At 66.8% G+C, this 22193-nt stretch carries 22 protein-coding genes; 8 read left to right on the top strand and 14 right to left on the bottom strand.

All coding sequences use genetic code 11. The features are described 5' to 3' along the window. Window positions 1-29 precede the first annotated feature (29 nt). Window positions 30-1589 (top strand): DUF4139 domain-containing protein, encoded by a 1560-nt coding sequence (locus tag AB0L82_RS04535; protein ID WP_364630936.1) that lies wholly within the window; start codon window positions 30-32, stop codon window positions 1587-1589. A 110-nt stretch (window positions 1590-1699) separates the two neighbouring features. Here the strand turns inward: AB0L82_RS04535 and AB0L82_RS04530 are convergent, their stop codons facing one another. From AB0L82_RS04530 to rimP, 7 genes are all read right to left on the bottom strand, one after another. Further along, entirely contained in the window at window positions 1700-2689 is a 990-nt protein-coding gene (locus AB0L82_RS04530; protein WP_364630933.1) for a bifunctional oligoribonuclease/PAP phosphatase NrnA, read from the bottom strand. A gap of 31 nt (window positions 2690-2720) precedes the next feature. After that, a complete protein-coding gene (gene rbfA / locus AB0L82_RS04525; RefSeq protein WP_364630930.1) occupies window positions 2721-3170 on the bottom strand; it encodes a 30S ribosome-binding factor RbfA in 450 nt (149 codons plus the stop codon). Window positions 3171-3196: 26 nt separating this feature from the next. After that, a complete protein-coding gene (locus AB0L82_RS04520; protein WP_364632768.1) occupies window positions 3197-3487 on the bottom strand; it encodes a DUF503 domain-containing protein in 291 nt (96 codons plus the stop codon). 108 nt (window positions 3488-3595) lie between these two features. After that, window positions 3596-6712 (bottom strand): translation initiation factor IF-2, encoded by a 3117-nt coding sequence (infB, locus tag AB0L82_RS04515; RefSeq protein ID WP_364630927.1) that lies wholly within the window; start codon window positions 6710-6712, stop codon window positions 3596-3598. 105 nt (window positions 6713-6817) lie between these two features. Then, complete coding sequence (locus AB0L82_RS04510; RefSeq protein ID WP_364630924.1) at window positions 6818-7069, bottom strand: YlxR family protein; 252 nt, start codon at window positions 7067-7069, stop codon at window positions 6818-6820. A gap of 199 nt (window positions 7070-7268) precedes the next feature. Further along, a complete protein-coding gene (gene nusA, locus AB0L82_RS04505) occupies window positions 7269-8297 on the bottom strand; it encodes a transcription termination factor NusA (RefSeq protein ID WP_364630921.1) in 1029 nt (342 codons plus the stop codon). Then, window positions 8294-9142 (bottom strand): ribosome maturation factor RimP, encoded by an 849-nt coding sequence (rimP, locus tag AB0L82_RS04500; RefSeq protein WP_364630918.1) that lies wholly within the window; start codon window positions 9140-9142, stop codon window positions 8294-8296. The genes nusA and rimP overlap by 4 nt, the downstream gene beginning before the upstream one ends. A gap of 150 nt (window positions 9143-9292) precedes the next feature. Between rimP and AB0L82_RS04495 the strand changes: the two genes are divergently transcribed. From AB0L82_RS04495 to AB0L82_RS04485, 3 genes are all read left to right on the top strand, one after another. Next, window positions 9293-9775: a hypothetical protein gene (locus tag AB0L82_RS04495; RefSeq protein WP_364630915.1), complete on the top strand. Its 483-nt coding sequence runs from the start codon at window positions 9293-9295 to the stop codon at window positions 9773-9775. Continuing rightward, window positions 9772-10206 carry a ferritin-like domain-containing protein gene (locus AB0L82_RS04490; RefSeq protein ID WP_364630912.1) on the top strand — a complete coding sequence of 145 codons (435 nt, stop codon included), beginning with the start codon at window positions 9772-9774 and terminating at the stop codon, window positions 10204-10206. Before AB0L82_RS04495 ends, AB0L82_RS04490 begins: the two co-directional genes overlap by 4 nt. 90 nt (window positions 10207-10296) lie before the next feature. Beyond that, the gene (locus AB0L82_RS04485; protein WP_364630909.1) at window positions 10297-11706 is read left to right on the top strand and encodes a three-helix bundle dimerization domain-containing protein; all 1410 of its coding nucleotides are present in this window, start codon (window positions 10297-10299) and stop codon (window positions 11704-11706) included. 81 nt (window positions 11707-11787) lie between these two features. Here the strand turns inward: AB0L82_RS04485 and AB0L82_RS04480 are convergent, their stop codons facing one another. Next, window positions 11788-13545 (bottom strand): proline--tRNA ligase, encoded by a 1758-nt coding sequence (locus tag AB0L82_RS04480; RefSeq protein ID WP_364630906.1) that lies wholly within the window; start codon window positions 13543-13545, stop codon window positions 11788-11790. Window positions 13546-13603: 58 nt separating this feature from the next. Between AB0L82_RS04480 and yaaA the strand changes: the two genes are divergently transcribed. Both yaaA and AB0L82_RS04470 read left to right on the top strand, forming a co-directional pair. Then, window positions 13604-14347, top strand: coding sequence for a peroxide stress protein YaaA (gene yaaA, locus AB0L82_RS04475; RefSeq protein ID WP_364630903.1), 744 nt, complete (start codon window positions 13604-13606; stop codon window positions 14345-14347). Between the two features lie 88 nt (window positions 14348-14435). After that, window positions 14436-15224, top strand: a complete 789-nt coding sequence (locus AB0L82_RS04470) for an alpha/beta hydrolase (protein ID WP_364630900.1) — start codon at window positions 14436-14438, stop codon at window positions 15222-15224. Window positions 15225-15269: 45 nt separating this feature from the next. On the opposite strand, the gene AB0L82_RS04465 is transcribed toward AB0L82_RS04470, so the two are convergent. Then, on the bottom strand, window positions 15270-15761 hold the full coding sequence (locus tag AB0L82_RS04465) for a carboxymuconolactone decarboxylase family protein (protein WP_364630898.1): 492 nt from the start codon (window positions 15759-15761) through the stop codon (window positions 15270-15272). Beyond that, a complete protein-coding gene (locus AB0L82_RS04460; RefSeq protein WP_364630895.1) occupies window positions 15758-16831 on the bottom strand; it encodes a dihydrodipicolinate reductase in 1074 nt (357 codons plus the stop codon). Before AB0L82_RS04460 ends, AB0L82_RS04465 begins: the two co-directional genes overlap by 4 nt. A 77-nt stretch (window positions 16832-16908) precedes the next feature. Between AB0L82_RS04460 and AB0L82_RS04455 the strand changes: the two genes are divergently transcribed. Next, window positions 16909-17439 (top strand): nuclear transport factor 2 family protein, encoded by a 531-nt coding sequence (locus AB0L82_RS04455; protein ID WP_364630892.1) that lies wholly within the window; start codon window positions 16909-16911, stop codon window positions 17437-17439. A gap of 9 nt (window positions 17440-17448) precedes the next feature. On the opposite strand, the gene AB0L82_RS04450 is transcribed toward AB0L82_RS04455, so the two are convergent. From AB0L82_RS04450 to AB0L82_RS04435, 4 genes are all read right to left on the bottom strand, one after another. Next, a complete protein-coding gene (locus AB0L82_RS04450) occupies window positions 17449-18126 on the bottom strand; it encodes an NADPH-dependent F420 reductase (protein ID WP_364630889.1) in 678 nt (225 codons plus the stop codon). A gap of 108 nt (window positions 18127-18234) precedes the next feature. Beyond that, window positions 18235-19194 carry a 2-oxoglutarate and iron-dependent oxygenase domain-containing protein gene (locus AB0L82_RS04445; protein ID WP_364630886.1) on the bottom strand — a complete coding sequence of 320 codons (960 nt, stop codon included), beginning with the start codon at window positions 19192-19194 and terminating at the stop codon, window positions 18235-18237. Beyond that, window positions 19191-19640 (bottom strand): nucleoside deaminase, encoded by a 450-nt coding sequence (locus AB0L82_RS04440; RefSeq protein WP_364630883.1) that lies wholly within the window; start codon window positions 19638-19640, stop codon window positions 19191-19193. The genes AB0L82_RS04445 and AB0L82_RS04440 overlap by 4 nt, the downstream gene beginning before the upstream one ends. 5 nt (window positions 19641-19645) lie before the next feature. After that, the gene (locus tag AB0L82_RS04435; protein WP_364630880.1) at window positions 19646-21037 is read right to left on the bottom strand and encodes a cytosine permease; all 1392 of its coding nucleotides are present in this window, start codon (window positions 21035-21037) and stop codon (window positions 19646-19648) included. A gap of 189 nt (window positions 21038-21226) precedes the next feature. On the opposite strand from AB0L82_RS04435, the gene AB0L82_RS04430 reads away from it, so the two are divergent. Beyond that, a complete protein-coding gene (locus AB0L82_RS04430; protein ID WP_364630877.1) occupies window positions 21227-22069 on the top strand; it encodes a hypothetical protein in 843 nt (280 codons plus the stop codon). Window positions 22070-22193 lie beyond the last annotated feature (124 nt).

Raw genomic sequence — 22193 nt, 5'->3', positions numbered from 1 at the left:
GAGCCGCCGACTCGAGGCAGGCTGGGGGCATGATCTCACTCGACACTGCCATCACCGCGGTCACCGTCTATCCCGATCGGGCGCGGGTGACGCGATCCGGCAAGGTGGAGGTGCCCGCGGGCGAACACCGGATACGGGTCGCGCCGCTACCGCGGGATCTGCTGCGGGATTCGATTCGGGTGGCGGGCCAGGGCGAGGTGGTGGTGCTCGGGGTCGACATCACGACCGAGCGGCAGATCGCGGTGACCGATGAGCAGGTCGCGGCACTGGAGGAACGCATTCGCGAACTCGAGGTGGCGATCACCGCGCTCGGCGACTCCGATCGCGCGGCCGATGCGCGAATCGTCTTCCTGGACAGGCTCGCCCGGCGTTCGGCGGAATCGCTCGCCGCGGCGGACAGTGGACGGGTCAGCGCGTTCGTCGACGATCTCGAAGCGCAGTACGAGACCGTCAATACCGCGCGTCGTGAGCGAGATAAGCTGCGGCAGCGGCATATTCGCGAACAGCAGGCGGCACAGCGGCAGCTCGGCGATCTGCGCGGTAAGAATCGCACCGATACCGAGGTCGCGATCATCACCGTCGAAGCGGCACAGGCCGTGACCGTGGATCTGGATATCTCCTATGTCGTGCTCGGCGCGAGCTGGAGCTCGAGCTACGACCTGCGCCTCACCGATGCGGGCCTGACGCTGCGCTGGTTCGGCCTGGTGGAACAGCGCACCGGCGAGGATTGGCCGGAATGCCGTCTGCAACTGTCCACGGCCCGGCCCGCCCGGGCGCTCGACGTGCCCGAACTCGATCCCTGGTTCATCGGTGTGGAGATACCGCGGCCGGTGATGCGGTCCATGGTGGCGGGCGGCGCGTCGATGGACGCGGTGCCGGTCGGCTACGGCGCGCCCGCACCGGCGGCGCCACCGGCCATGGCGCGCAAGGCGGCGCCGATTCGCGAATCCGTGGCCGAGGTCGAACACGGCGTCACCGCCGCGACCTACACGCCACAGCGGGCTGTCGCGGTGGCCTCGGACGGTACCGACCACCGCACGGTCATCACCGCGCTCGACCTCGAGGCCGAGCTGGACCATGTGACGGCGCCGGTGCAGGCCCTGGAAGCGGTGCTGCGCGCCACCGCGCGCAATACCTCCGAGCACACCCTGCCGTCCGGCCGGGCCGCGCTGTTCCACGAATCCGAATTCGTCGGGGCCACCCACCTCGACACCTGGGCTCCGGGCGAAGAGCGCGAACTGGCCCTGGGCGTGGACGATCGCATTCGGGTCGAACGAGAACTGGTGCGCCGCAACGCTTCCAAGGCCACCCTCGGCTCGGCGCGGCGCATCGAAACCGAGTACGCGATCACCGTGAGCAACCACACCGGCCGCACCGCGAACGTCACGGTGCTCGATCGCCTCCCGGTTGCCCGCGATGCCGCCGTCACCGTCCGCGAGACCACCGCCAAACCGCAACCGGCCGAACGCGGCGATCTCGGCATCCTCACCTGGAAACTCGAGCTCGCACCGCAAGCCCAGTCGACCATCACCTTCGGCTATCGCGTGGAAGCCGGGAAGGGTGTGGTCATCGACGGCCTGCACGACTGACAGACAGGGCCCGTCACCCGGGTTCGGCTGCGCTCATATCGGCCGAACCCGGCCGGGTTCATGTCAGCCGAACTCGGCTGGGCCACACCGTAACCGAGCTCGGCGACGCGTCAGCCCAGTTCCGCCAGCAGCGCCGCGACCAGTCGCTCCGGCGTACCGACGCTGGAATAGCCTGCGGCATAACGATGTCCGCCACCGCCGAGCGCGGTCGCGACCTTGGAGACATCCACGCCGAGACCGCCATCGGCGGCATCGTGTGAGCGCAGTGAGACGGTCCAGTGCTCGGATTCGCCCCGGCATTCCTTGAAGACCGCCGCGACCTGCGCCTCCGCGGTCGTGCGCACCAGATCGACAATGCTCTCGACCTCTTCCGAGCGCACCCCAACGGTGTCCTCCCGGCGCACGAAGACATAGACCAGCCCCGCGCCCCCGGCCGCCGCACGATCGAGCTGCGCGGAGCCGAGCACCCGGGACAGCATGGGCAACCACTGGAAGGGATGGGTGTCCATGAGCGTGCGGGTGATGCCCGCCCCATCGATACCCGTGGCCAGCAGCCGCTCGGCCAGCGCGTGCGAGCCGGGCCGCGCCCATTTGAAGGACCCGGTATCGGTGACCAGCCCGGCATAAAGACAGTGCGCCACATCGCGATCGATGGGTTCGCCCCAGGCATCGAGCACCCGGGCGATCAATCCCGCTGTGGATTCGGCATTCTCATCGATGACATTGACCGCACCGAACCGGGTATTGGACCGATGATGGTCCAGCACCAAGGTGATGCGCGCACCGTCGAGCCGATCCTTGAGCGCGCCGAGCCGCCCCGCACTGCCGCAGTCGACCGTGACCAGCACGTCCACCGCACGCGGAACCTGTTCCGGCGCAACCAATAGTTCGGTACCGGGCAGCGACCGCATGGACACCGGTAGTTCGGCGGGCTCGGCGAACGACACCCGCACCGGCACACCGCGCCGGCGCAGCACCAGACCCAGGGCGAGTCCGCTGCCGATGGTATCGGCGTCGGGCTGTACGTGGCACAGCACCGTCACCGATCGGGCGGTGTCGAGAATCGACACCGCCTCGGACAGGTCGACCGGTTCGGTCACCGGCGTCTCCTCCCGGTCCGGAGACCGCAGGTCAGTCTTCGTCGTCCGTATCGTCGTCGTTCTTGTACGGATCGACATCACCCGCATAGTTGGCGTTCACCGCGACCTGGGCGACCCGAGCGTCGGCGGCGCGGGCGCGGGCCAGCAGCTCCTCCATCTCCTTCGCGGCGGTCGGAACCATGTCGAGCTGGAATGACAGGATCGGGGTGAACTTCACCCCGGTACCCGCGCCGACCTTGGAACGGAGAATGCCCTTGGCCTTCTCCAGACCCGCGGCCGCTTCGGTGTAATCGGGTTCGGTGTCGAGGGTTTCCCCCATCACCGTGTAGTAGACGGTGGCTTCTCGCAGATCACCGGTCATCTTGGTATCGGTGATGGTGACGAAACGCAGCCGCGGATCCTTGATCTCGTACTCGATGGCCGTAGCCACGATCGAGGAGATCCGCTTGGCGAGTCGGCGTGCCCTGGCTTGATCCACCATGGCCGTGCCCTCCTCACTGGATAGATTCAGTCTTCGGGTCCGAAGACGCGGCGGCGTACCGCCAGCAACTGTAACTCCGGACGATTGGCGACATGCCGTTCACACTTGTCCAGCACTTCGGTCAGGTGATTCATGCCGTAGCTGGCCATGGCCACACCTACCAGTGTCCGGCGATACCGGTCATGATCTCCGCCCTCGGTGACGCTGACCTCGAACCTGCGCAGGTCGGCGATGATCGGGCGAAGGACGGAGCGCTTCTCCTTCAGTGAATGCACATCACCGAGCAAGATATCGAACTCGAGCGCTCCGAAAAACAGCTTTTCAGTCATATGAACGCGCCCCGGGAAATGCGCGTGTGTTACCCGGATGGGAAAGGGGCACAACCCCGCCGGACCCGAGGGGCCCGGCGGGATCGCGTACTGCTCCTAGTCGCGCGGCTTTTCCCGCAGCTCGTAGGCCTCGACGATGTCACCCTCGCGAATGTCGTTGTAGGTCAACGTCATACCGCATTCGTAGCCTTCACGAACCTCGGTGGCGTCATCCTTCTCACGACGGAGCGACGCGATGGTCACCGTCTCCGCGACCACTACGTTGTCACGCAGCAGACGCGCCTTGGCATTGCGCTTGACCGAACCGCTGGTAACCCAGCAACCGGCGATATTGCCGAACTTGGAGGAGCGGAAGATCTGGCGGATTTCCGCCCGACCCAGCTCGACCTCTTCGTAGATCGGCTTGAGCAGACCCTTGAGGGCCTTCTCGATCTCGTCGATCGCCTGGTAGATGACCGAGTAGTAGCGAATGTCCACGCCTTCGCGGTTCGCCAGCTCGGTCGCCTTGCCCTCGGCACGGACGTTGAACCCGATGATGATCGCGTTCGAGGCCGACGCCAGGTTGACGTTGGTCTCGGTGACGCCACCGACACCGCGGTCGATGACGCGCAGACGCACCTCGTCGCCGACATCGATACCGAGCAGCGCCTCTTCGAGGGCCTCGACGGTACCGGAGTTGTCGCCCTTGAGGATCAGGTTCAGCTCCGAAGTCTCCTTCAGAGCGGCATCCAGATCTTCCAGGGAGATCCGCTTGCGGCTGCGCGCGGCCAGGGCGTTGCGCTTGCGAGCGTTGCGGCGATCGGCGATCTGACGCGCGATCCGGTCTTCCTCGACCACGAGCAGGTTGTCACCCGCACCCGGCACCGAGGTGAAACCGATGACCTGGACGGGACGCGACGGCAGGGCCGCCACGACGTCGTCGCCGTGCTCGTCGACCATGCGGCGCACACGACCGTAGGCGTCGCCCGCCACGATCGAGTCACCCACGCGCAGCGTGCCGCGCTGGATGAGGACGGTGGCGACCGGGCCGCGACCGCGGTCCAGGTGGGCTTCGATGGCCACACCCTGCGCGTCCATGTCCGGGTTGGCCCGCAGATCCAGGGTGGCATCCGCGGTCAGCACGACGGCCTCGAGCAGGGAGTCGATATTGGTGCCCTGCTTGGCCGAGATGTCGACGAACATGGTCTCGCCGCCGTACTCCTCGGCGACCAGACCGTATTCGGTCAGCTGCTGGCGAATCTTCTGCGGATTCGCGCCTTCCTTATCGATCTTGTTGACCGCCACCACGATCGGCACATCAGCGGCCTGCGCGTGGTTGATGGCCTCCACCGTCTGCGGCATGACGCCGTCATCGGCCGCGACCACGAGGATCGCGATATCGGTGGCCTTGGCACCACGGGCACGCATGGCGGTGAACGCCTCGTGACCCGGGGTATCGATGAAGGTGATGAGCCGGTCGAGGCCGTTGACCTCGGACAGCACCTGGTAGGCGCCGATGTGCTGGGTGATACCGCCGGCTTCGCCCTCACGGACGTTCGCCTTACGGATGGTGTCCAGCAGTCGGGTCTTACCGTGGTCGACGTGACCCATGACGGTCACCACCGGCGGACGGATCTGCAGATCGTCCTCGTCGCCCTCGTCCTCGCCGTAGGTGAGGTCGAAGTTGGCGAGCAGCTCGCGGTCCTCGTCCTCCGGGGAGACCACGTGAACCACGTAGTTCATCTCCGAACCCAGCAGCTCGAGGGTCTCCTCGTTCACCGACTGGGTAGCGGTGACCATCTCACCGAGGTTGAACAGCGCCTGTACCAGCGAGGCCGGGTTGGCGCCGATCTTCTCGGCGAAATCGGACAGCGACGCGCCACGGGCGAGACGGATGATCTCGCCGTTGCCGCGGGGCAGACGCACGCCACCGACGGCGGGAGCCTGCATGCTCTCGTACTCGGCGCGCTTCGCCCGCTTCGACTTACGACCCTTGCGGGGCGCGCCACCGGGACGACCGAAGGCACCCGCGGCACCGCCGCGACCACCACCGGAACCGGGACGGCCACCGCCGCCACCGCCGGGACGACCGCGGAAACCACCCGCGGCAGCGCCACCGGCACCCGGAGCTCCACCGGTACCCGGGGCACCGCCCTGGCCACCGCGGTACGGACCACCGGCACCGGCCGGACGACCTGCGCCGCCACCGGGACGCGGACCACCCTGACCCGGACCACCGGGACGACCGCCACCGGGAGCCGGACGCGCGGCACGCGACGGCATCGCACCCGGGTTCGGGCGAGGCGGCATCGAGCCGGGGCTCGGACGCGGGCCACCGGGACGGGGACCGCCCTGACCGGCGGCCGGACGCGGACCACCCTGACCGGGAGCCGGACGACCGGCGCCACCGGGGCGCGGACCACCCTGACCCGGACCGCTCTGACCCTGACCCGGGCGCGGGCCCTGGCCGGGACCCGGACGCGGGCCACCCTGGCCCGGAGCCGGGCGGGGACCGCCCTGACCGGGAGCCGGACGCGGCGCGGGACGCTCGGGAGCGGAGGAGAAGGGGTTGTTACCGACGCGCGGGGCCTTGGGACCCGGCTTCGGGCCCGCGGGACGCGGAGCGCCCGGGGTCGGAGCCTGGCCACCGGCCTGCTGCGCCGGACGCGGCGCGGGCTGCGCCGGACGGGGAGCACCCGGGGTGGGGCGCTGACCCTGTTGCTGCGGGGCGGGAGCCGGGGCCGGAGCCGCGGAAGCCGCTGGGGCAGCGGGGGTTTCGGGCACGGCCGGCTTGGGGGCCGGACCGGGCTTGATGGACGGACCCGGGCGCACGGCCGGAGCCGGAGCGGCGGCCGCGGGGGCGGTCTGCTCGGGCTGGGCGACGGGCTTCGGGGCGGCCGGAGCCGGGGTCTGGGCCTGAACCGGCGCGGGCGCCGGAGCCGGTGCGGACGGACGGGGTGCGCCGGGACGCGGTCCCGAGCTCGCACCCGGGTTCGGCTTGGCAGCCGGACGCGGCGACTGACCGCCGGGGGTGCCGGATGCCGGCTTCGCGGCGCCATTCGCCGGGGTGCTCTTGGGCGTCATGGACTCACGCAGGCGACGTGCGACGGGGGCCTCCACCGTCGACGACGCCGATTTCACGAACTCGCCCTGCTCCTTGAGCCTTGCGAGTAGTTCCTTGCTAGTGACACCGAGTTCTTTCGCCAACTCGTGCACGCGGGCCTTGCCTGCCACTGCTCTCCTCACTGAGAGGTCGAGCGCGGCAACCCTTGTGGGGATGGCCCGCACGACCTCAGATTATTTCCGATGGCCGATCATCGTTGGTGCTTCACGGTGTGCTCATGAGTGCTCGTGCCTGTTCTCTACGTAATGCTCCAGGGCTGAGATATCCAGATGTCCGGACACTCGTAGTGCTCTGCCGAATGCTCGGCGCCGAACCGCATTGCTCAGACAAGACGAAACGGGGTGCAACCAGGCACCCCTTCCGGGCAGTCTGTGCCGCGGATCGGGAATCACCGCGGTTTCCCGGGCGACGATCCGCAACAGTTCGACGGTCAGCTCTCGCCTGCGGCATCCGATGCAGGTCCGCATGGGTTCTGATCTTGATTTCACCCGTGCAGCGCGCAAAGAAGCCGAAGACTCGCGCTGAGCCTGCGTCCACTCTACCGCTGTCATGTCCCGATCTCCGCATCCGTACCCCCTGGAAGTTACCAAGCTGTCATCCAGGGGGTCTGTTTACCAAATCTCGGGACCGACCGGGCCGGAGCACTCCGGCAAGATCAACCCCTACTCAGCTCCGGTGCGCCTCGGTGCGCACCGAACCGGCCACATCGGGGGCCGCATCACTGCGAATGTCGATTCGCCAGCCCGTGAGACGGGCGGCGAGACGAGCATTCTGACCTTCCTTGCCGATCGCCAGCGAGAGCTGGAAGTCCGGCACCACGACCCGCGCCGCACGGGCGTCGGGGTCGACGATCGTGACCGATACAACTTTCGACGGGGACAGCGCATTCCCGACGAAGGCGGCCGGATCCTCGGCGTAATCGATGATGTCGATCTTCTCGCCGGCGAGCTCGCTCATCACATTGCGCACGCGCTGACCCATCGGGCCGATGCACGCGCCCTTGGCGTTCACGCCTTGCACGGTGGAGCGGACCGCGATCTTGGAGCGGTGCCCGGCCTCGCGGGCCACGGCCACGATCTCGACCGAACCGTCCGCGATCTCCGGGACCTCGAGTGCGAACAGGCGGCGCACCAGATTCGGATGCGTGCGCGAGAGGGTGATCTGCGGGCCGCGCGGACCGCGCGAGACGCCGACCACGTAGCACTTGATGCGATCGCCGTGCTCATAGGTTTCGCCCGGTACCTGCTCGGCGGGCGGGATGACGCCCTCCGCGCCGTGCGCCTCGCTGCCGATGCGGACCACGATGGTGCCGCGGGCGTTCATGCGGGCGTCGCGCTGGACGACGCCGCCGACGATATCGCCCTCATGAGTGGCGAAGTCGCCGAACGATTTCTCGTTCTCCGCGTCGCGCAGTCGCTGGAGCACGACCTGGCGGGCGGTGGTTGCCGCGATGCGGCCGAAACCCTCTGGGGTGTCGTCCCATTCGGAGATCATGTTGCCGTCGGCGTCGACCTCGCGGGCCATCACGCGCACCACACCGGTCTTCTGGTTGATGTCGATGCGAGCGTTGGGCTGATGCCCCTCGGTGTGCCGGTAGGCGGTGAGCAACGCGGACTCGATCGCGGAGATCACGGTCTCCATCGAGATCCCCTTGTCGGCGACTATCGCGCGCAGGGCTTCGATTTCGATGTTCATTCCACGATCCCTTCGGTCGGTGAATCGGATACTGCTTCGTCTGTTGCTTCGTCGTCGTCATCGTCGTCATCGGGTGGCGCACCCGTGTCGACGGCCTCCGCACCGGGCTGGGGACGGCCCGGCGCCACTCCCCCAGCCAGTTCCAGTTCAGCGGCTCCGGGTGGTGAGAACTCCACCTGGACCACGGCGAACTCGATATCGGCCAGCGGCACCGTCACCCGGTGCGGATTCCGCTTGCCGCCGAGGACCAGCGCCACCTGCTCTGCGGTGGCGACGCCGACGCGTGCCTCGAAACGCGGTTTGCCCTTCTCCTCCGGGGACTGCACGCCCGTGCGGAGCGTGACCTTCACCTTGCGGCCCTGTGCGCGCCGCCAGTGGCGTAGCTCGGTCAGGGGTCGATCGATGCCGGGGGTGGTGACCTCCAGCAGATACGGGGTCTCGCCGAAGTCGCCTGCCTCGTCGAGGATTTCCGAGATTTCCGAACTCAGTTTCGCGACGGCGTCCAGTGGGGCCGCCTCATCGCTGTCGACCGTCACCTTCACCTTGGCATGCGCTGTACCGGCAGCCGAAATCGAAACGCCTTCGAGATCGAATCCCCGGCGTTCGACGAGCTCAGCAACTAGCTGGCTCACCCTTTCCTCGGTCGGCATCGGCATGTGGGGCGGCTCCTGGTTCAGTTGTGACGGATTGAGTTGTCGGTTGTGGCGGTGCGAGTTTCCGGTGAATTTGCGCACCGGGAGGTCTAGCGTAACGCGCGGAAAGAGTGTAAAGGACCAGCCGAGGTTCACGACTTCGGCATGGTCGGCGCTACCGGGCGACGGCGTGTTGGCTGCCGACTCGCCCATCGCGGCAACGTATCGATCGAGATCACAGCCTATCCGACGGCCCTGACGACGGGGGTGCGCCGCGATGGCTGGCACCATGTACGGGTGCCCAGCAGTCTGAGCGGCCCTATGGCCGGTGTCACGCAATTGCCCGAGCCCCCCGGATCCGCTATGGACCGCCGTGCCGTGCTGCGCCTCGCCGGTGGTGGCGCGCTCGCCGTCGCCGCCGTCGGCGCGTTGACGGCGTGCACCACCGAAGCGGCTCCGGAACTGCCGGATCCCCTTCTGGCACAGGAGGAGTCGGCGCGCTCGGATGCCGCGTCCGCGCAGGCGGCCATCGCCACCAACCCGGACAAGGCCGTCGCATTGCAGACCATCGCGACGCAGCGCGGTGCGCACGCCGATGCGTTGCGGGCCGAAATCGACCGCGCCATAGGCGTTTACGGTGACGGCACCACACCCTCCAAGCGCGTCGCACCGCCCACCCCCGTGGTGCCCGTGCCGCCGCCCGCGGTCAGTCAGCTCAAAGCCGGTCTGAGCCAAGCGCAGCGCTCGGCCGCCGATCTCTCGATTCAGCTCTCCGGTTACCGAGCGGGCCTGCTCGGTTCGATCAGCGCCGCGTGCGCCACCCAGGCGGGAGTCCTGCTCGCATGACCCTCCCCGATCAGCAGGCACTCACCGATGCGCTGAGTGCCGAGTACGCCGCCGTCTACGCCTACGGCGTCATCGCCGCCTACGCCAATAACGATCGCGACAAGTACGTCTCCGAATGCACCGCGGCCCATCGCGCCCGGCGCGACGCGACCATCGACACCTTGAAGGCGCTCGGCGCGACCGTCCCCGCTCCCGCCGCCGCCTATACCGTCCCCTTCACCGTCGACGATCCCATCCCGGCGGCCAAGCTCGCCGTCACCGTCGAAGCCGATACCGCCGCCGCGTGGCACTCCGCCCTGGAACGCGCGGACACCCCGGAAATCCGTCGCACCGCACTGGACGCGCTCACCGAATCCGCTCTCCGCGAAGCCACTTGGAACACCATTCTCGGGAACAATCCCGCCACCAACGCTTTTCCGGGGCAGTCCTGAGGCTGGGAATACCGGTAGGGTTGTCCGGACGCGGTTGGGCGTAATCTTTTTGCCGCGCAATTCAATTCCGGTGTGAGTCGAGGAGTGGCTGTGGCGGTTGATGCTGCCCGGGAAGAAAAAGCACTGCGTGAGGTTACGAATCGCCTGGTAGAGCGTTATGGCGAGGAGTATTCGGCGGAGCGGGTCGAGGCTGCGGTGGGTGCGGTCCGGCAGCGGTTCGACGGTCATAAGGTGCGCGATTTCGTTCCCATTCTGATCGAGCGGATTGTGCGGCGCGAGCTCACTCCGGTCGAAGTGGAAAATAATGCCGAACAATCGAATTCGAATAATTCGGAAGCAATTCCATTGGGGGACAATTCGAATTCGGCCAGTAGTCATCTGTTCGACACCTTGGACCGGTTGGGGGTGAAGCGGCGGACCGTACTGGTGGGTGCGGCGGCGGCCGTGGTCGCGGTGGTCGGGGTGGTGACCGTGATCGCCGTGCAGGGGCCGGATTCCGAGCCTGTCGCCGCGGCACCGGCCGGGCTCACCACGGTGCGCGGGGTGGTCGGGTCGGAGAAGATGGCGTTCTTCTCCGATCAGCGGGTGGTGGACGCGCTGGCCAAGCAGGGGGTCAAGATCGAGGTGGATCCGGCCGGATCGCGGCAGATCGCGACCTCGGTGGACCTGGGCAGATACGATTTCGCCTTCCCGTCCAGTTCGGCAGCGGCGGAACGGATTCAGCGGCTGAGGAACGTGAGCGGCAAGTACACGCCGTTCTCCTCGCCGATGGCGATCGCCACCTTCAAGCCGATCGTGGATCTGCTGACCGCCGCCGGGGTCGTACAGCCCGGTCCGACACCGGCTTTCGATGTCGAGAAGTACCTCGCGCTCGCCGAGAAGGGGGTGCAGTGGGATCAGCTGGAAGGCAATACGACCTATCCGGTGCGCAAGAACGTACTGGTGGGGACCACCGATCCGCGCACATCCAACTCCGCGGCCATGTATCTCGCCGTGACCGCCTATGTCGCCAATGACAACACCATCGTGCGCGGCGGCAAGGCGGAAGACTATGCGGTGTCCCGTATTTCGCGCCTGTTCACGCGTCAGGGCTACACCGAGAACAGCACCGACGGGCCGTTCAAGGAGTACCTCGCCAATGGCATGGGGCCCACACCCATGGTGTGGATCTACGAGGCCCAGTACGTGGACGCGGCCGTGCACAATCAGCTGAAGCCGGACATGGTGCTCATGTACCCATCCCCCACGGTCATGTCCCAGCACACCGTGGTGCCCCTGAACGATAAGGGCGACACCATCGGCAAGCTGCTCTCCACCGATCCCGAGCTACAGCGCCTGGCCGCCGAGCACGGCTTCCGGCCCGCCGATGCATCGCTGTTCACCAAGGTCACCACCGAGCACCGGGTTCCAGTGGTGCCCAACCTCATCGATGTGGTGGATCCGCCCAACTACGACACCCTCGAGCATCTACTGGACGGCGTCGCGAAGGCGTTCAACTAGCGACCGAGCCCGAAAATCGCCGAGCCGCGCACCCGAGGGTGCGCGGCTCGATTCGCGTTGTGTGCCGGGGTGATTCGCCGATCAGCCGCGCACGCGGGCGATGATGCTCGCCACGGCGGTTTCGGCCGGGAACTCCTCGCTCTCGCCGGTGAAGCGGTCACGCAGTTCCAGCTTGCCCTCGGACCAGCCGCGGCCGATGACCACGACCAGGGGCATGCCGAGCAGTTCGGCATCCTTGAACTTCACGCCCGGGGAGGCCTTGCGGTCGTCGAAAAGCACGTCCAGGCCGGCCGAGTTGAGTTCGGCGACAACCTGTTCCGCGCCTTCGCGGGCGGCGTCGTCCTTGTTGGCGATGACGACGTGCACGTCGTACGGGGCCACGGACCGGGGCCAGCGCAGGCCCTTGTCATCGTGCATCTGCTCGGCGATGACGGCGACCATGCGGGAGACGCCGACGCCGTAGGAGCCCATGGTGAGGCGGACCGGCTTGCCATTCTCGCCGAGGACGTCGACCTCGAAGGAGTCGGTGTACTTCTGGCCGAGCTGGAAGATGTGGCCGATCTCGATACCGCGCGCGGCTTCCAGGACGCCGCGGCCGTCGGGCGAGGGATCGCCGTCGCGGACTTCGGCGGCCTCGATGGTGCCGTCGGGGGTGAAGTCGCGGCCCGCGACCAGGCCGACGTAATGCTTGCCGGGCTCGTCCGCGCCGGTGATCCAGGCGGTGCCGGAGACCACGCGCGGGTCGACCAGGTAGCGAACGCCGTTGGCCAGCAGTGCTTTCGGGCCGATGTAGCCCTTCACCAGGAAGGGGTTGGCCTTGAAGTCGGCATCGTCGAGGAGTTCGACCTCGGCGGGCTCGACCGACGCGCCGAGGCGCTTCTCGTCGATCTCGCGGTCGCCGGGGACGCCGACGCCGACGATCTCGGTCTTGCCGTCCGGGTAGCGCAGCTTGACGAGCACGTTCTTGAGCGTGTCGGCGGCGGTGACGGGGCGGCCGAACTGTTCGGCGATGCCCGCGCCATTGGCCCAGTCGACCAGGGTGGCGATGGTGGGGGTGCCGGGGGTCTCGTGTACGACGGCCTCGGCCAAGCCCTCGAGGGCGATCTCCGGCGGTGCGGCGGTGATCACGGCTTCCACGTTTGCGGCATAACCGGATTCGCGGCAGATCACGTAGGTGTCCTCGCCGACGGGGCTGTCGGCCAGGAATTCCTCGGACGCGGAACCGCCCATGGCGCCGGAGGTGGCGGCCACGATCACGTACGACACGCCCAAGCGCTCGAAGATTTTCTGGTAGGCCTCGCGGTGCGCGTTGTAGCTCTTCTTGAGCCCGTCCTCGTCGAGGTCGAACGAGTACGAATCCTTCATGATGAATTCGCGGCCGCGCAGGATGCCCGCGCGCGGACGGCCTTCATCGCGGTACTTGTTCTGGATCTGGTACAGCGTGACCGGCAGATCCTTGTACGAGTTGTATTCACCCTTCACGGTGAGCGCGAACAGCTCCTCGTGGGTGGGTCCGAGCAGGTAGTCCTGCCCCTTGCGGTCCTTGAGCCGGAACAGCGCGTCACCGTATTCGGTCCACCGGTTGGTGGCTTCGTACGGTTCGCGCGGCAGCAGCGCCGGCAGTGAGATCTCCTGGGCGCCGATGGCGTCCATCTCCTCGCGAACGACATTCTCGATCTTGCGCAGCGTGCGCAGCCCGAGCGGCAGCCACGAGTACACACCCGGGGCAATGCGCCGCACATATCCGGCGCGGACCAGCAGCTTGTGGCTGGGCACCTCGGCGTCGGCGGGATCGTCGCGCAGGGTGCGCAGGAAGAGGTGGGAGAGGCGGGTGATCACGGCTCCACAGACTAGCCGCTGCGTACGAGATGCTCACAAGGCATTACCGTGTTGGCTCGTGCTGGTGCTGCTGCCTCCCTCAGAAACCAAGTCCGACGGTGGTTCGGGCGGTCCCCTGGACCTGGATGCCCTTGCGATGCCGCAGCTCACGGCGGTGCGCGATAAGTTGGTGACCGAGCTGAGTCAGTTGGCCGGGGATCCGGATGCCTCGCGCAGTGCGCTCGGGCTGGGCAAGGGGGCTGACACGGAAATCGCGCGCAATGCCGCCCTGCGCAGCTCCCCCACCCGCGCGGCGCTGGATCGGTACACCGGGGTGCTCTATGACGCGTTGGATGCGCCGGGGTTCACCAAGGCGCAGCGGGCCAAGGCGGATGCTCGGCTGGCGATCGGGTCGGCATTGTTCGGGGTGATTCGGGCGGGGGATCCGATTCCGGCGTATCGGCTTTCGGGCGGGTCGAAGTTGCCGGGCCTGCCCACGCTGCAATCGCTGTGGAAGCAGGTGCTGCCGGAGGCGTTGCGCGAGGAGGCCGGCGGGCAGTTGACGGTGGATCTGCGCTCGGGGACGTATCAGAACCTGGGGCGCGTCCACGGCGCGGTCACCGCGACGGTCCTCACCGAGCGTCCCGACGGCAGCCGAACCGTGGTGAGCCACTTCAACAAACATCACAAGGGGCTGCTCGCGCGAGCACTGGTGCTCTCACGCGCCGAGCCGACCGATATCAACGGACTGGCGCGAGTGGCGGAGAAGTTCGGCCTGCGCTGCGAAATCGCCTCGCCCACCGAACTTCTCGTGCTGACCTAACCCGAGCCTACGACGAGCGGGCGGCGACACGGAACTGGAACTGGTTTCAGTTAGGGTGACGGCGGATTCGAAGTGATGGGAGATCGCCGTGCCGTTCGTGACCGCCGCCGGGACCAGGGTTCATTTCACCGATACCGGTGGTGACGGCCCCGCGGTCATCTTGAGTCACGGCTTCTTCCTGGACCATGAGATGTTCGCCCGGCAGGCTTCCGAGCTGGGAACCGAGTACCGGATCATCGCGGTGGACGCGCGCGGGCACGGGTTGACCGAGGATGCCGGGGAGCCGTTCACGTATTGGGATCTGGCGAACGATGTGTGGGCGGTCGTGGATGCGCTGGGTATCGAGAAGGTGGTCGCGGGCGGCATGTCGCAGGGCGGGTACACCGCCATGCGGATGGCGTTGCAGCGGCCGGAACGGGTACGCGGGCTGATTCTCATCGCCACGTCGGCGGAGCCGTATACGCCCGAGGAGCAGGCGCGGTATCGGGGAATCATGAAGGCGTGGATGGGGATGACGCCGTTCGAGCCGATGGCGGAGGTGACCGCGAAGACGATGATCGGCGGGAGCCCGGAGGATCAGCGGCCGTGGATCGACAAGTGGTGCACCGGTGATCGCGGCCGGATTCGGCTCGCCGCGGACTGTTTGATCGAGCGGGAGTCGGTGGCCGAGGCCATCGGAGGGCTCGAGCAGGCGGTGGTTTTGATTCGCGGGGAGCACGATCAGGCCGAGAGCCATGAGGATATGGCAAGGCTGGCAAAGCAATTCGGGGGTGCGGCGGAGTTCCATACGATCGCGGGAGCTACGCACGGGGTGAATATCACGCATGCCGCGGAGGTGAACACGCTGCTGCGGGGCTATCTCTCCGGTCTCGAGTGAACGGGAAGGTGTTGTCCGCCAACCTCGGACAACACCCGGTGGTGATTACTTTCCGGCGGCGTGGCTCGGGAGGACGCAGACGGCGTCCAGGCCGAGGACGTGGTTCAGGCGGCCGAAGGCGAGCCAGGAACCCAGGCACATGGACAGTTCCACTACTTCGGCCTGGGAGTAGTGGGCGAACATGCGCTGCCAGAATTCGTCGTCGAGGCTGTGGTGGTCTTCGGCGTAGCGTTCGGCGTATTCGGCGGCCAGGCGGGTGCGGTCGTCGAAGTTTTCCGTTGTGCGCCAGTTGGTTACGTCGTCTTCGAAGGACTCTTCGACCTTCTCGCCATTGCGGTCGGTGCGCCAGTCCAGGCAGAAGAGGCAGCCGTTGATCTGCGCGATGCGCAGGCGGGCGGCTTCGAATTCACGCAGGCCGAGCGTGGTGTGCTCGTAGACCGCGAGGGAGAAGGCCGCGGCGGCGACGCCGATGCCGGGGACCATTTCGCCCCATACGTAGCCGATGGGGTCTTTGCCTTCGGGGATGTCGATAATCATGGTTGGTTCCTTCCGAGGGTGCCGGGGCGGAGGGGGATGTCGAGGGCGTCGTAGAGTCCGGGTTCGGCGGTGACGAGCCAGTCGATGGCGTGCACCAATCTGCCTACGGCGGTGGCGTTTCCGCCCGCCGAGTGATTGCCGCCCTCATCGGTGGCCTGAATGGTGACCTCGATGTTCGGGCGGCCTTCGATGATGACGCGGTGTGCGCCGGCTCCGCTGGGCGGCGCGGGCCAGTCGGTGGCGCAGGAGGCGTGGATGCGGGTGACGTGTTCGATGACGATGCGGGGCTCACCGTCGACGATGCCCTGCACCTCGAAGCGGATCGCGCCCTGGGTGCCGGCCTCGAAATCACCCATCAATTCGGTGCTGACGGTGGTCTCGAGTGCGCGGCGATCCACCACCTCGCGGATTTCCTCGATCTCGACGCCGAGTCCGCGCGCGATGAGCCGAATCTGCCCGCCCCACACCATGGATGGCACGGTGGCCATCAGCATGGGCGGGTCGTAGTCCATGGGCTGGCCCATGCCGACCAGATAGCGGACCGAATCGGGCTGGTCGTAGGTGGTGTAGTCGAAGATCTCCTGGCAGCGCACCACGTCGACGGTGTGACCGAGGCCGCTGATCAGCAGGGGCAGCACATCGTTGCCCCAGCCCGGGTCGACTCCGGAGACGAACAGCGAACCGCCGCCTTCCGCAATGGCTTTCAGTACGGGTTCGCGCATTTCAGCAGGCGCGTTCCGCTGGTCGTAGAGGGCGTACAGCGCGGGGGTGACCACGACGGCTCCGGCGCGAATGGCTTGCACGATATCGGCGAGCGCGTCATCGGGCCGGATTTCGCCGGAGGCGGCGTACACGACCGCGCCGGGACCGGTGGCGAGTGCGGCGGCGATATCGTCGGTGGCCGCCACCCCCAGCTCGGTGTCGAGTCCCGCTAGTTCGCCCGCGTCCCGGCCTACTTTGTCCGGGTTGTGCACGAGCACTCCGGTGAGTTTCAGCGCGGGATGCGCGGCGACAGCGCGTATCGCGGCCCGGCCGACATTGCCGGTGCCCCAGACCAGGGTGGAAATCATGCGGCGAGCCTAGCAACCGCTTGGTAGGTAGGGAGGCGGTTTGAAGCAAGCAGATTCCCGATCACCGGGACCGGTGTTTGTTCCAGCGCATCGACCGATGCGAGATCGGTTGCGCTGTGTTCAAATTCATCATGGATTCGATTGCAATGGAGCAGATCCGGGCGCTCAAGCACCGCTACCTTCGGACGCTGGATCTCAAGCTCTGGGACGATTTCGCCGACACCCTGAGCAAGGACATCGTGGCCTCGTACGGCTCACCCTCGGGCGGCCAGCCGCTCGAATTCACCGGTCGGGACGCGGTTGTCGACTATATGCGGGGCGCGCTGAGCGGCAATATCATCACCGTGCACGTGGCCACCCATCCGGAGATCACGGTGGACGGCGAGACCGCCTCCGGCAGTTGGCTTCTGGAGGATACGGTGATAGCACCGGAGTATAACTTCCTGATTCGCGGCGCCGCGTACTACACCGACACCTACCGCCTCGAAGACGGCGTATGGCGCATCTCGGGCACCGGATACAAGCGCATCTTCGAGGCCAAGATGGCACCCGAGGCGCTGCCCGGATTCGAGATCACGGCCAACGCCTGGGCGCCCACCACCGCCTGACGGCGACATTCACCGCTCGGCGGCGTCGACCGCCTTGCGGACCGTCTCGGCATCGGCCGGGGCGGCCTCGCTCTCCCAGAACGGCTCCGATGCCGAGTACGGAGTGCCGTACACCGGGGTATCGGGCTGGGTGCGCCAGCTGTCGCTCGCACCGCCGATATCGAGGGTGTCGAACCCGAGCGCGCTGATCAGCTGTGCCGCAGCGGCTTTCGCCTCGGAGTCGTCACCCGCGATAGGCAGCGTGGTGCGATCGGGGGCATCGGCGGGGCGGCCGAGTACGGCGAGGTGCTTGAAGTAGATGTTGTTGAACGCCTTGACAACTCGCGATCGCGGCAGATGCCGTTGCAGCAGTTCACTACTGGTGGCGACACCCGCCGCCAGATCCGGGAATTCGCCGTCGCGGTCCGGGTAGTAGTTATTGGTGTCGATGACGACCTTGCCGACCAGCGGATCGGACGGCACCTCGCGATACGCCTTGAGCGGCACCGTCACCACGACGATATCCCCGGCGGCCGCGGCCTCCTCGGGCGTTCCGGCCTTGGCCCGGTCCCCCAGTTCCGCCACCAGGACGGACAGCGTCTCCGGCCCCCGGGAATTACTCAGCACCACATCAATTCCGGCGGCCACAGCCAATCTGGCCAGTGTTCCGCCGATATTGCCGCTCCCGATCAGTCCCAGTGTCGTCATATCTGTGGCCAACCCCCACGGCTGGGAAGATGTTCCCGCGCCGAGCGGTGGCGGATTCGCCCCCACGGCCGCCGCCGGACGACGGCCGTGGGAACTCGCCGGAAAGTCTCAGCCGAGGGAGATGGCGTCGAGTCGGGTGCGCAGGAATTCCGCGGACACCACCGGTTCGAGTCCGCCGATGCGGCCGATCGGGGGTGCCAGGGGCGTGACGCGCGCATCGTGGTCGAGCTCGTAGAAGTAGATCAGCGAGACCAGATCCTCATCGGGCGCGGTGGCCTGCGGGGGCAGGACGCGATGCCGACCGGCGGGCCAGCGCTGACCGCTCCAATGTGCCAGCAGATCACCGATATTCACGGTGAGGGCGTCCGGATCGAAAGGCGCGTCGGCCCAGCCGCCCTCATCGGTGTAGACCTGAAGCCCACCCGCACCGGGTTCACGATCGAGCACGGTGACGGTGCCGAAGTCGGTGTGCGGGCCGATGCGGAACTGCCCGGGTTCGGGAGCGCCGACCTGGGTCAGCGGCGGATACCAGTTGATATTGCAGGTCCAGGTGGGCAAGCTCGCCAAACCTTGAAAAGGGTTGTGCGGCAAGTCGAGTGCGGCGGCGAAGAGCGCGAGCAGCTCATCCGAGAGCACGCGCATGGCATCGGTGTAGGTGGTGAACAGCTCGCGCAGTTCGGTGATCTCGGCGGGCCAGACATTGTCGAGGAACCAGACCGAATCGACCGCCGCGTCGCCGGTGCGGGTGTCCGCGCCGATGGCGAAGGTCTCCTTGAGATCGGGCGGGGTCTCGGTGCCCTCGGCATAGCCGTTGGCCTCCATTCCGGGACCGATCCAGCCGCGCCCGCCGACGGCGGTGGCGTAGCGCTGCTTCACCTCGGCAGGCAGGGCGAAGAAGCGCCTGGCGGCCGCCCGGAGCTCGCCCGGAAGTCCTTGCCGCACACCGTGTCCGCGCACCAGCAGGAATCCGGCGCGCTGCATGCCTTCGTCGACCTCGCGCAGCACCCGGGCGGCATCCGCGCCACCGCTTCGCCAGCGATCCAGGTCGACGGTGGCGATGGCGTTCACTCGGCCACTCCGATGTCCTCGTTCCACAGTTCGGGCCGGTCCCTGATGAACTTCTCCATCATGTCCACGCAGTCCGGATCATCGAGCACGGTGATCGAAACACCGTGCTCCGCAAGCCATTCGTGGCCGCCGTTGAAGGTGCGGGCTTCCCCGACGATGACCGCGCCGATATTGAACTGGCGCACCAGGCCGCTGCAATACCAGCACGGCGAGAGCGTGGTGACCATGATGGTGTCGCGGTAGTCGCGGCGGCGACCGGCATTGCGGAAGGCGTCGGTTTCGGCGTGCAGGCTGGGGTCACCGACTTGCACGCGCCGGTTGTGGCCCCGGCCGAGCAGGTTGCCGTCGGAGTCGAACAGTGCCGCGCCGATCGGAATACCGCCCTCGGCCAGCCCCAGTCGCGCCTCGTCGACAGCCGCGATCAGCAGCTCCTTTGCGTTGATCATGCCGATCATGCTGCCACCGGAGTCTGAGAAATCCTGGAGCGTCCGAACAGCAGATAGGCGCCGCCGGAGATCAGGAATCCGATGAAGAAGGTGATATCCCCCAGCTCGGGCACCTGCCGCACCACATAGCCGACGAACTTGGCCTGATTGGAGAACAGCAGCACCGAGACGACCAGACCGATCAGGAAGGCGGCCACACCGGGCCAGTTCGTATAGGCGCGGTCGTAGAGCAGATGGTCGATGCGCTCGCCGCGGCGCAGATATTCGTCGGCGAAGACGATGCCCACCCACGGGCCGATCCAGTACGCGACGATCAGCAGGAACGCCTCATAGTTGGCGGCCGCGTCGGGCAGCGCCCACCAGGCGACCAGAAAGCCGACGAGTCCGAATACGGCTGAGACCAATGCCCGCTGGGTGCGGACCGGGAGTTTGAAGCCCATGGTCACGAATGCCATGGCACCCGAATACACATTCAGCGCATTGGCCGCCACGGCACCGACGGCGATGGCGAGCAGCGTCAATTTCGCCAGGAACGACGGCAGATTCGCGGTGAAGACATCGGTGGGGCTGCCCTGCACGGTGGTGGCCACGGTTGCCGACGCCGCACCGACCATGGTCAACCAGAGGCAGGAGATGAACAGTCCGGCGGAGGCGTAGAGCCCGGTCGCGGTCTTGGAAACCGAGGACGGCAGATACCGGGAGTAGTCCGCCGCGTAGGGATTCCAGCCCGCGGCATAGCCGAACGCGGTACCGACGGTGAGCAGGAAGCCGCCGATGCCGCCCACTCCCCCGGCCGGGGCGGCCGCGCCCAGATCGGCCTTGCTGAAGATCACCACGGTGACAATGGCGAATACGATCGCCAAGAGCGGGAACGCGATTCGCTCGAACGCCTGCACCAGGTTGTGCCCGAAGAACGCGAAAGCCGTTTGCGCCAGCACGATCACGATCAATGACGGCAGTTTCGGCAGTCCGGTCAGCGAGTTCAAGGCGAAGGCCCCGCTCACGCTATTGGTGGCGAACCAGCCCACCCCGCACATGACGGCCATGAATCCGGCGGGCAGCACATTGCCGCGATAACCGAATCCTAAGCGGCCCAAGACCATTTGCGGTACGCCGTAAAGCGGTCCGCGCGCCGACAACAGATAGTGCGCGATCGCCCCGAGACCGATACCGACCGCGAGACCGAGGCTCGCCTGCCAGAAGTTCATGCCGTAGAAGGTCACCGCGAGCACCCCGACGAAGATCGTCGCGAACTCCATATTCGGAGACATCCAGGTCCAGAACAATTTTCGGGGAGTGCCGTGCCGGGCGCTATCGGGGATGTGATCATCACCGCCGGGTTCGACGGCTATGACACGGTCGCCGTAGACGGTTTGCCCCTCATCGGTCACTGCCACTCGTTTTCGCCTCCAGCTAGCACCACATTCACTGTCGGGCTCGCCCGACCTGTGAGAATTGTGGGGTCGAGCGTGTTGCCTGAATATGAATCCGGGTTACCGGCGATTATCAATAATGTGCCCTGCGTCACAGTTCTTACGATCGGCAAGAATTCAACGCCGAAGACTTACGGAGTGTCAAGGATGGGTATGGACAACAGCTTCGCGCGGACCATGTGGCGGGTACTCGAACCGCTGCACGCGATCACCTACTTCAGCCCGGAGTGCGTTGCCGCCAATAAGGCCGTTGGGCTGCGCGGATTTTGGATGGGCTACTTCGCGACCCGATCGGCCCCGTTCGGCGCGGCGGGACCGAATCTGGTGGAGGCCACGTTCTACAACTTCCATCCGGCGATGATCCGACGCGCCATTCCGGATGCCTGGACCTTCGCGACTCCCGAGGCCGTGCTGGAAACTCGCCGCACGGCCGCCGCCTCGGTATTGCGTTCGATCACGCCGGATATCGAAACCGTAGCCGCCACAACCCTTCCCACATTGCATGCCGCGATCGAATCAGCTGCCGCACCGGGACGTGCGCTCTTCGCCGCCAACCGCGATCTACCCACTCCCGCCGATCCCGTCGAGGCTCTCTGGCAAGCGGCCACGACACTGCGTGAACATCGTGGCGACGGCCACGTCGCCTGCCTGCTTGCCGAGGGCATCGACGGATGCGAGGCGCACGTGCTGTTCGCCGCCCACAGCGGCACCCCGGCGGACTGGTGGCAGGCCAATCGCGGTTGGACCGAATCCGATTGGGCTGCGGCTCAATCCCGCCTGCGATCGCGCGATCTGATCTCCGATACCGGCCTGACTGACGCCGGGCGAGACCTGCGCGCACATATCGAATCTCGTACCGATGCTCTCGCCATGACCGCATATGAGTCCGTGCCTGCCATTGCTGACGCATTGGCTGTACTGACACCGGCTGCGAAAGCGGTGGCACGCAGTGGTGCGGTTCCCTATCCGAACCCGATGGGGGCGGATCCCGCCTGACGGGTGCCCTGGATTCGTACGGGCGGATAGTGGCCGACCCATGTGTTTGGTCGGGATGGGGAAGGGGTTGCTTTGGAGCGGCTGGCAGAGCCAGAACCGGCCGTGGGGCTGGGTTGGGGGGCGT

The sequence above is a fragment of the Nocardia sp. NPDC052001 genome, from assembly GCF_040680615.1.
Taxonomy (GTDB): Bacteria; Actinomycetota; Actinomycetes; order Mycobacteriales; family Mycobacteriaceae; genus Nocardia.
This window is presented reverse-complemented; position numbering and strand designations above follow the sequence as displayed.

Coding starts and splice junctions, on each gene's coding strand:
- AB0L82_RS04510 (WP_364630924.1), bottom strand. CDS start 7,069: ATGCGGACCTGCATCGGATGCCGCAGGCGAGAGCTGACCGTCGAACTG.
- AB0L82_RS04440 (WP_364630883.1), bottom strand. CDS start 19,640: ATGATCAACGCAAAGGAGCTGCTGATCGCGGCTGTCGACGAGGCGCGA.
- AB0L82_RS04465 (WP_364630898.1), bottom strand. CDS start 15,761: ATGATTATCGACATCCCCGAAGGCAAAGACCCCATCGGCTACGTATGG.
- rimP (WP_364630918.1), bottom strand. CDS start 9,142: ATGGGCGAGTCGGCAGCCAACACGCCGTCGCCCGGTAGCGCCGACCAT.
- nusA (WP_364630921.1), bottom strand. CDS start 8,297: ATGAACATCGAAATCGAAGCCCTGCGCGCGATAGTCGCCGACAAGGGG.
- AB0L82_RS04460 (WP_364630895.1), bottom strand. CDS start 16,831: ATGATTTCCACCCTGGTCTGGGGCACCGGCAATGTCGGCCGGGCCGCG.
- rbfA (WP_364630930.1), bottom strand. CDS start 3,170: ATGGTGGATCAAGCCAGGGCACGCCGACTCGCCAAGCGGATCTCCTCG.
- AB0L82_RS04490 (WP_364630912.1), top strand. CDS start 9,772: ATGACCCTCCCCGATCAGCAGGCACTCACCGATGCGCTGAGTGCCGAG.
- AB0L82_RS04430 (WP_364630877.1), top strand. CDS start 21,227: ATGGACAACAGCTTCGCGCGGACCATGTGGCGGGTACTCGAACCGCTG.
- AB0L82_RS04495 (WP_364630915.1), top strand. CDS start 9,293: ATGGACCGCCGTGCCGTGCTGCGCCTCGCCGGTGGTGGCGCGCTCGCC.
- AB0L82_RS04450 (WP_364630889.1), bottom strand. CDS start 18,126: ATGACGACACTGGGACTGATCGGGAGCGGCAATATCGGCGGAACACTG.
- AB0L82_RS04535 (WP_364630936.1), top strand. CDS start 30: ATGATCTCACTCGACACTGCCATCACCGCGGTCACCGTCTATCCCGAT.